Source organism: Moorena sp. SIO1G6, from assembly GCF_010672795.1.
In the GTDB taxonomy this organism is placed as follows: domain Bacteria; phylum Cyanobacteriota; class Cyanobacteriia; order Cyanobacteriales; family Coleofasciculaceae; genus Moorena; species Moorena producens.
In genome coordinates this window covers 1-8,448 of the sequence record NZ_JAAHFZ010000110.1, presented here as the reverse complement: position 1 = coordinate 8,448, position 8,448 = coordinate 1, and the positions used below count along the sequence as shown (strand labels likewise).

General features: G+C 42.5%; 10 protein-coding genes and 1 pseudogene. 6 read left to right on the top strand and 5 right to left on the bottom strand.

Features of this window, described 5'->3' with window-relative positions; all coding sequences use genetic code 11:
- The first annotated feature begins 373 nt into the window (after window positions 1–373).
- Entirely contained in the window at window positions 374–553 is a 180-nt protein-coding gene (locus tag F6K63_RS35670) for a hypothetical protein (protein WP_287314846.1), read from the top strand.
- A 708-nt stretch (window positions 554–1,261) separates the two neighbouring features.
- Window positions 1,262–2,971 (top strand): GspE/PulE family protein, encoded by a 1,710-nt coding sequence (locus tag F6K63_RS35665; protein ID WP_287314844.1) that lies wholly within the window; start codon window positions 1,262–1,264, stop codon window positions 2,969–2,971.
- On the opposite strand, the gene F6K63_RS35660 is transcribed toward F6K63_RS35665, so the two are convergent.
- The 3 genes from F6K63_RS35660 to F6K63_RS35650 all read right to left on the bottom strand — a co-directional run bounded on the left by F6K63_RS35660 (window position 2,899) and on the right by F6K63_RS35650 (window position 4,722).
- Window positions 2,899–3,168 carry a hypothetical protein gene (locus tag F6K63_RS35660; RefSeq protein ID WP_131827266.1) on the bottom strand — a complete coding sequence of 90 codons (270 nt, stop codon included), beginning with the start codon at window positions 3,166–3,168 and terminating at the stop codon, window positions 2,899–2,901. The genes F6K63_RS35665 and F6K63_RS35660 overlap by 73 nt on opposite strands.
- A 575-nt stretch (window positions 3,169–3,743) precedes the next feature.
- The gene (locus F6K63_RS35655) at window positions 3,744–4,130 is read right to left on the bottom strand and encodes a tellurite resistance TerB family protein (protein ID WP_287314842.1); all 387 of its coding nucleotides are present in this window, start codon (window positions 4,128–4,130) and stop codon (window positions 3,744–3,746) included.
- Window positions 4,131–4,527: 397 nt separating this feature from the next.
- The gene (locus F6K63_RS35650; RefSeq protein ID WP_287314840.1) at window positions 4,528–4,722 is read right to left on the bottom strand and encodes a hypothetical protein; all 195 of its coding nucleotides are present in this window, start codon (window positions 4,720–4,722) and stop codon (window positions 4,528–4,530) included.
- 160 nt (window positions 4,723–4,882) lie between these two features.
- On the opposite strand from F6K63_RS35650, the gene F6K63_RS35645 reads away from it, so the two are divergent.
- The 3 genes from F6K63_RS35645 to F6K63_RS35635 are packed head-to-tail and all read left to right on the top strand — an operon-like array spanning window position 4,883 to window position 7,202.
- Window positions 4,883–5,743 carry an RNA-guided endonuclease InsQ/TnpB family protein gene (locus tag F6K63_RS35645; protein WP_287249450.1) on the top strand — a complete coding sequence of 287 codons (861 nt, stop codon included), beginning with the start codon at window positions 4,883–4,885 and terminating at the stop codon, window positions 5,741–5,743.
- Window positions 5,709–6,224 carry an RNA-guided endonuclease InsQ/TnpB family protein gene (locus F6K63_RS35640; protein WP_287267773.1) on the top strand — a complete coding sequence of 172 codons (516 nt, stop codon included), beginning with the start codon at window positions 5,709–5,711 and terminating at the stop codon, window positions 6,222–6,224. Before F6K63_RS35645 ends, F6K63_RS35640 begins: the two co-directional genes overlap by 35 nt.
- 30 nt (window positions 6,225–6,254) lie before the next feature.
- On the top strand, window positions 6,255–7,202 hold the full coding sequence (locus F6K63_RS35635) for an NAD-binding protein (RefSeq protein ID WP_083374008.1): 948 nt from the start codon (window positions 6,255–6,257) through the stop codon (window positions 7,200–7,202).
- Here the strand turns inward: F6K63_RS35635 and F6K63_RS35630 are convergent.
- Together F6K63_RS35630 and F6K63_RS35625 are read right to left on the bottom strand one after the other, a co-directional pair.
- Entirely contained in the window at window positions 7,172–7,321 is a 150-nt protein-coding gene (locus F6K63_RS35630) for a hypothetical protein (RefSeq protein ID WP_154659854.1), read from the bottom strand. The two genes, F6K63_RS35635 and F6K63_RS35630, sit on opposite strands and share 31 nt — an antisense overlap.
- Window positions 7,322–7,394: 73 nt before the next feature.
- Window positions 7,395–7,742 carry a hypothetical protein gene (locus tag F6K63_RS35625; RefSeq protein WP_287249455.1) on the bottom strand — a complete coding sequence of 116 codons (348 nt, stop codon included), beginning with the start codon at window positions 7,740–7,742 and terminating at the stop codon, window positions 7,395–7,397.
- Window positions 7,743–8,216: 474 nt separating this feature from the next.
- On the opposite strand from F6K63_RS35625, the pseudogene F6K63_RS38185 reads away from it, so the two are divergent.
- Window positions 8,217–8,306 (top strand): annotated as a pseudogene (locus F6K63_RS38185) (XisH family protein); the annotation flags it as partial.
- Window positions 8,307–8,448 lie beyond the last annotated feature (142 nt).

Below are 8,448 nucleotides of genomic sequence, written 5' to 3'. Positions count from 1 at the left end.
TGATAGCTGATAGCTGATAGCTGATAGCTGATAGCTGATAGCTGATAGCTGATAGCTGATAGCTGATAGCTGATAGCTGATAGCTGATAGCTGATAGCTGATAGCTGATAGCTGATAGCTGATAGCTTACTAAAACTCTATTAGTCTATCTTTAAATAAAGAGGTTAATATTAGTTTAATTTTCCACAAATTTATGATTAGTTTAAGAGCTGACAGTAGACTTTCACAAAAAAATCTGATCCTAGTAATTTATTAACCAATTCTTAACGTAAGATTAACTTTTTTTTGGACTTACTTTCATAATTTATTCCTAGACTATTTAGCGCGCTATCATACAACGTTAGACAACACTGTGTGTTTACCGTCGCTCCTAATGGCGACCTATTCCTCTGTGAAGATGCTTCAGCAGACCCGATTGATCGTGGGAGTTACTCAGGAAGGTCAGCTCTACAAGTTCGGTGCTAACCATTCAGCTTATGCGCTATGGGCACGCTACTTGAGGTGCCATCAGCTATCAGCCATCAGCCAATACGCTACAGATGGTGCTACTTGAGGTGCTATCAGCTAATGCGCTATGGGCACGCTACTTGAGGTGCTATCAGCTAATGCGCTACGCGCACACTACTTGAGGTGCTGATGCGCTACAGATGGTGCTACTTGAGGTGCTAATGTAAACTTTTGTAAAAAAAATCCTCTCTTTGCGTAATCTTGTTGATTTCCGTCTGATAAATAGATAGAGTTTGGCTCTTGCTTAGCTGTTAAAACTAGATCCAAAAAACTAGAGCAAAAAAAGGTGTTTATAGGAGGTAAAACGTCTATATTAATGTTGGGAATTGATCAGATATAATCATTGGTAAAAACTAGGTAAGCCTAGGTAGGTAAGCCTAGGTTTTGTGAAAGTAAAAAGGTAACGTTATATATAAAGATTAGATAAAGATTTATATATAACGTTAATGTAAGCATTCAGCTATCAGCTCTCAGTAGTAGGGTGGGCAAATACCAAGCCAATCACCATTTAATCTGGAATTATGTCATTTGCCCACCCTACAATAACTATAGCTTTTGAATAAAATAAGCTGACGGCTGACAGCTGACGGCTGAATGCTTACACGTTAATCTCTCAATCCAATATCAACCAATGGCAATACCAATCAATCGAAAACTGCTATAGTCAATAAGCACTAATGTGTTTGGGAAAGTAAAACTGGAAAATAATCAACAAAAACTGTTGAATTTAGTTTAATTTAGTGGGAGAAAAATCATGCAAACTGGCGTTAGAACTTTATCGGCTTGGAGGAAGTTGAGAAAGGGTGAAATTAACTGTGAAACAGCCCTTAAACTTTTGGTTAACCCACAAGGAGAACTAAACGTTAACCTACTGGATCGGGAAGTCAGTTCCCGGTTCTTTAAGCCCTTCCCCAATCGCCAAGATTTACCTCCTGTGATTCCACTGCTACTGTGGCGCAACTGTTATTACCTGGGTAGTCCAATCCAGTTATCCCCAGAGCAGCTCAAAAAATTAAGCGATCGCACTTTCACCGAAATCAAAATTATTCCCATTGCACCCAAAAGCTACAAGAGATGGTACCACACCGCAAACAATGATGCCAAATCTATCAGTTCCGTGGCCTTTGTCAATCCCCTTACTGGTGAGGTGGAACAAGAAGACATTACCGAAACCACAGAATTGTATCTGTCCCAAGCGGCTGACCAGATTGAGCGGATTAAAACCATTATCTCTGGAGCTTTGCGTAACCGCGCCAGTGATATTCACCTGGAACCGATGACTGATGGCTTAAGAGTCCGCTATCGCATTGACGGGATTCTTAGGGATATAACTACCTTACCGTCAGACCTGGGACGAGCAGTGGTGGTTGCTCTCAAAGTCATGTCTGATATGGACATTGCTGAAAGCCGCCGTCCTCAAGATGGTCGGATTGGGGAAAACTATGCTACTGGCCAGGAGGCAGAACTTGGGTTAGATCTGCGGGTGAGTACCCTCCCTTGTGTGGGGGGAGAGAAAGCAGTGATTCGCTTATTACCAAGAGAGAACCCCTTTTCTGGCTTGGAAGAGTTAGGCTTTTCTGACGAAGAGCTTAAAATCTATAAAGGTTGGTTGCAGCAACCCCAAGGAATGGTTATTCTCACCGGTCCGACTGGTTCTGGTAAAACTAGTACGCTATATAATTCCCTGCAAGGGTTAGCCACGGAACATGTGAATGTAGTAACGGTGGAAGACCCAGTGGAGTATGTCTTACCCCGGATTACCCAGACCCAAGTGAATGAGGCAGCCGGGATGACCTTTGCCGCAGGGATGAGGGCAATTTTACGCCAAGACCCGGACATCATTATGGTGGGGGAAATTCGGGATGCTGAAACCGCTGAAACAGGGATTCGAGCGGCTTTGACCGGTCACTTAGTATTGACCACTCTCCACACCAATGATGCGGTCAGTGCTATTCCTCGTATTAAAGATATTGGTCCGGAACCGGGTTTAATCAGTGATGCCCTATTGGGAATAGTGGCACAGCGTTTGGTGCGCAAAGTATGTCCCCACTGTCAAGAACCTTATACCCCGACTTCTGAGGATTTGCGGAAGCTGAGTTTGAGGCCAGAGGAAGCTAATCTCAAAGGTTGGCGCAAAGGAAAGGGTTGCGCCAAGTGCTACAATTCCGGCTATTTAGGACGGGAAGCGATTGTAGAGTTACTGGATGTAGATGATACGGTGCGGCAGTTGATTTATGAGGGAACTATGACTCAGTTGCACCGTTACCTGGATAAAATTAGTTTTTATTCCTTCCGGAAGGCGGCGATTGAAAAGGTAACCAAAGGGGTAACCACCCTAACCGAAATCTTACGAGTTCTACCCCACAGTGCTTTGTCCTGTAAGTCTCAGGGTCAATTGGACAAGCCAAGAGCTGCTAAAGTGAAATCCCTAGATGAGATGGCTCCAAAAAGGAAATACGGTTGATTTACACTGCTGGGTAGGGAGTAGGGAGTAGGGAGTAGGGAGTAGGGAAACAGAAGAATATTGAATTTTTCTGCCATGGTGCCAGTGGGCAGATTGTCTAGCTCAACCACACTCCTAAACCCACTGAATTGGTGGGATTCACCATTCCACCAGAGAGTCAATTCAGGTAGTTGCATATTAGTGGAGGAACTAATCATAACAGATTTCTACTGTGAAAGTAGAGACAGTTGGAAATCCGCAGATAATGTTTGACTTAACCTTTACTCGTAATTTAAGCGCTACACTAATTGTTGTGACTCTGCTTAGCATGAGTTTATCTACCGTGGGTCATCATCCCCAAACCATGACGAAACAAAAACGATTCACTCCAATTGGAAACGCGATGAGAATGGGTTTAGTCATCAAGGGTCAACAACTTCGCTACCGTTAATCGGGTGCATCTGATATTTCTCAAAAAGAAGGGGAAGTGTGGGAAGTGTGGGGAGATGGGGAGATGGGAAGAGATTGAATTTATAAACGGATGCTACCAGATTTTAGAATAGAGTATTGTTTTGCGATCGCTTAATTATTATTACTATTATATCAGTTATAAAATAGCTACACAGTAAGCATTCAGCTATCAGCTATCAGCTATCAGCTATCAGCTATCAGCTATCAGGATTCAACTATCAGCCATTCGCGTAGTGTGGCCAAGGCTGACGGCTGACGGCACCTCAAGCAGCACCTCAAGTAGCGCATATGCTTACCTACCGTGGTATAGTGATACCGTCGTCTATAATGTGTTTACGTGAATCAATGCCTTACGCATCTTAACAACAGTTCGCTCCATCTCTACTAAACTTTCTAGAGTCAAAACAATATCATCAGCAACTCCGAGGATTTTTGCTGCTTCTTTTACTTTGGCTCTCTCTGCGTCAGCATAAACTCCATCAGCTGATGACATCTTAATGGCATGATATACCAATTCGTTTGCTACTGACCAAGTTTCAACATCAACTTTTATATCGGGCAACAGCTCTTGTAGGTTAGCATTTTTGTAATCAAAAGACTTGTAGAGTCCTACAACCTCTTCAGGGGCACCAAATTGTTTTTGGTGATTTATTAACCACTCCATTTCTGCGTCAGAAACCTGTCCATCACCTCCGGCAATAGCTAACAAAGCCTAACCATAGTTGACCATAGCTTGGAGTGGCGCTGAACTAAATCCGTACTCATCTTGAGCAAAAGATGAAATAGTTTGCATTGTATCGTCAGTCATAAATTTTACCCTGTTTTACCCTTACAGCTGATTAACTCTTCGGATTTTATCTTTGATGGGAGAATCTTGCAACTGTCTGATTCAGGTAAAGGTAGTCGTCAAGCTAAAACGAAGTCCCAGGCAAAGGCTGAAAGACTAGCTGGATAAAGCTTTCAGATCAAAAATTTTCCGTAAGGATTAAGGTGTGGAGAGAGGGGATGACCAGGCAGGGCAGGGTACTTGACCCCTCATTTTAAAAGTGCTATTGCGGTTATCATGTTCATGAGGTACAGAGGATTTTTGCTATCTTCCCTATTCCCTAAAATCCTGGATTTTGTCCATCACCCAATTGAGAAATACTATATAAATGATTAACCGAAATTAAGATAAGATGATCGACTTTAAGGTCTTTGAACAAGCACGCCAAAAACATCCCCGCTCTGAAGCGATGCCATTTATGGCTGAGCTGAGACAACAGATGCGTTCGCGTAGCGTGGCCTACGGCCAATCGCATCAGCCTTATAAAATTCCCCACAAGCCGAAAACCCCGTGTTTTTAAACCGGGGATGAAGGCTGATAGTGGCTTTAGCCACCGTGAGTAAAGTCGCACTAGTAGTTGTCGATTTGTGCTAGCTGTGTTAGCATAACAGTAGAACAGAAGAGGTCGATTTCTGATGATCATTCTTGAGTTCAAGGCATACGGCAAAAAACATCAATATTTAGCCATAGAGGAGGCTATCAGGACAGTAAAATTTGTCCGCAACAGTTGCCTTAGGTTGTGGATTGATAATAGAGGCATATCAAAATACGACCTCAACAAATATTGTAGAGTTTTGGCTAAAGATTTTGATTTTGCCAGTGAATTGAACTCAACCGCTCGACAGGCTGCCGCTGAAAGAGCATGGTCATCGATCGCCCGCTTCTATGACAACTGCAAGAAAAAAGTCCCCGGAAAGAAAGGGTTTCCCCGATTCCAGAAGCATTGTCGCTCGGTCGAATATAAGCAATCAGGATGGAAGTTGTCCCCTGACAAAAAATCGATCACATTCACCGACAAAAAGGGAATTGGAAAACTTAAGCTCAAGGGGACATGGGACTTGTGGAGATTTGATAAGAAACAGATAAAACGAGCTCGGATTGTCAAAAGAGCCGACGGGTACTATGTTCAATTTTGCGTCTCAGTCGATGTAAAGGAACAATTAAAACCTGCTGATGCGACCGTCGGTTTAGATGTAGGTCTAAAAGATTTCTACACCGATTCCAGAGGCAAGACTGAACCTAATCCTCGTTTTTACAGGACTGGGGAAAAGCGGTTAAAGTTTTATCAGCGTCGAGTTTCCCGAAAAAAGAAAGGCTCAACCAATCGTAAGAAAGCAATTAATAGATTAGCTAGACACCACCTTAGTATAAGTAGGCGACGTGAAGAGCATGCCAAGAGACTGGTTAGAAGTTACCGCAAGAAGAGTGCAGCCTTTATAGTTGGTAGGCTATGCATCAAAGGTGGCAGGTTTTGTTGTAAGGCTGCACTCTTCTAAGGTTTCGTCTCCGGCACGCTGCGTAGTCCGGTCTAACGACCTGGTGGCCTATGAAGATCTAAGGGTCAAAAATCTAGTAAAAAATCACTGTTTAGCGAAGTCTATTAATGATGCAGGTTGGTATCAGTTCAGGAAATGGCTAGAGCATTTTGGTCAAAAGTTTGGCAGAGTTACTGTCGCAGTTAATCCTGCTTACACTAGCCAAAATTGCTCTGACTGTGGTGAAGTCGTGAAGAAGTCACTATCAACTAGAACCCATATCTGTCAGTGTGGTTGCCAGTTAGGTAGGGACCATAACGCTGCCATCAACATTTTGAACAGAGCTTTGGGTACGGTGGGGCACACCGGAACCTGTGTCATCGACCCGTTCGCGCAGCGTCGGGTCTCCCGAAACGCTTGCGGAGAATTGACCTCTACTCTTCCTGATTCCGGTCTGGTTGAGCAAGTTGGCTCGTTGAAGCAAGAATCCCCGCGTCTTTAGACCGGGGAGTGTCAACAAGGATTAAGACTATTGCATCATATCCACTTGACCATAGAAACTGTCTTTAAAGTTGAACCGTTGCTGTTGGCTGGTGCGGAGCTTACCGTGTCTTGCCCTAATTTTATCGACCCTAACCCAGAAGCGGTGGAAATTTTACTCAGTGCTAATGTTGAGCTTAATCTGGAAGGTAATTTTGAGGATAACTATGATATTTGTTTAGATCTTTATGGAGAGTTACCCACACTACTCACCCCTCGCCAGGGAGTGGTAGAGCTAACTAAACTCGATAACACTATCTATCAATCCTTAGATATTCCCTATCCCTTGATTTCTGTGGATGACAGTTCCCTAAAAAATATAGAAACGTTCTATGGGACTAGTAAAGCATTTGTCAAAGCCTTCCACCAGTTAACTAACGAGTCATTAGTGGATAAGAATTTGATAATCTTTGGTTGTGGAAAAGTTGGAAAAGGACTAGTTAATGAATTATTAGGCTTAACCAAGGAGCTGGTGGTCGTCGAGAAAAATCCTAAGATTTTAGAACAGCTTAGGGCTAGAGGAATCAAAGGGTTACACGCTGAGGACCTGGATGGCATTAGGGCAGCACTCAAGGAGGCTTTTTGTGTTGTAACCTGTACGGGAGTTAATGGAGTACTTTCTAAGGAGTATGATTTAGACAAGGAAGATTTCAGTGGTAAGTATCTTGCCAACATTGGCGCAGAAGATGAATTTGGTGATAACTTCTCAGATGCCGAAGTGCTTTTTAAAAAAGCTCCGATCAATTTTTCCTTAGCAGAACCTACTCCAGTTCAGACTCTCGACCCAGTCTTCTATGCCCATAACATAGCCATTGACTTAATTTTATCGAAGGAATTGGAACCCGGTTACCATTCATTCCCTAGTCATATTGCTCAGGAAATAGTAGAGAAATGGGGAAACTATCATGATCAAGATATAGCATTGTTAGTTGAGATGTAAACATAGGATTGGTATAAAAAGGGAGTAGGGAGTAGGGAGTAGGGAGTAGGGAGTAGGGAGTAGGGAGTAGGGAGTAGGGAGTAGGGAGTAGGGAACAGCGGATCTGGGAACGTAAGCATTCAGCTGACGGCTGACGGCTGACGGCTGACGCCTGAATGCTTACCTATAGTCTTTTAAGGATTAATCCCGTCATCACCAGTTGTGATTATGTTCATAGTCCCAACACTCTCCCTGTTCCCAAGCTCTTCCTGTTGCTTCACAGTTGTAGGAGTCATTAATCCAAGGAATACTGGTTGGATGGGCGGCAAAAATTTTATTTTTAACAATAAAGTTCTCATTTTTATTAGGTGTTGTTGTCTGACTTATCTCTTTGATAAATAAGGATGATGGTAATAATCCAAATAGCAAAAATTTAATAATAAAAAAATAAAGACTCAATACTAAGCTTGAAGTAAGGTTGATCACTAAGATTTTTTTTTGTTTAGTTTTAGTTTTAAAATTGCGTTCACCTGGAAGTTGATAAAGATATTTATAAACCATAAATAATAGTTTAGGTTTTTTTCTTTGAAATCAGCGTAGCAATTATCGGTTTACGAATAGGTTTGCGTTAATGTTTAACTTCTGTATGTTATGTATAACTTTTGTTGACGCTTGACCCTTGAAAGCACTCACCATAACCATTTCAGTGATTCCACCTACAGATGATGGCAAAATGGCAAAATTGTGAAATGGAGAGATGGGAAGATGAGATGTAAGCATTCAGCCGTCAGCTATCAGCTATCAGCTTATGCGCTACTTTAGGTGCCATTGGTCGTAGGCCAGACTAAGGAAACAGCTTTTGAATAAAATAAGCTGACGGCTGATAGCGGTAGGCTGAATGCTTACAGTTAAACGAGCAGGGATTTTCAACCAGCCCTAACAGCACCCCCCAGCTTGTTTACTACCTCCCGTTGATTAGCTGACTGCTGACTGCTGATGGCACCTCAAGTAGCACCATCTGTAGCGCATATGCTTACTTATTCAGTTATTAATGAACTGGAAAAAACAATGGGACAGCTTCAGCTTTACCAATGGGCTTTGGAGGGACAAGAGCCAGAACGACAGTTTCCCCCCTTTTTTAAGCTATGCTTTATAAACATCTTTCTTAACATAAAACTTGACAAAAAGAGTCAAGTGTGCATAGAGAGGCGATCGCCCTAAATTGACAAAAAGAGTTAAGTGTGTATAAGAGTGCGATCGCTAATCT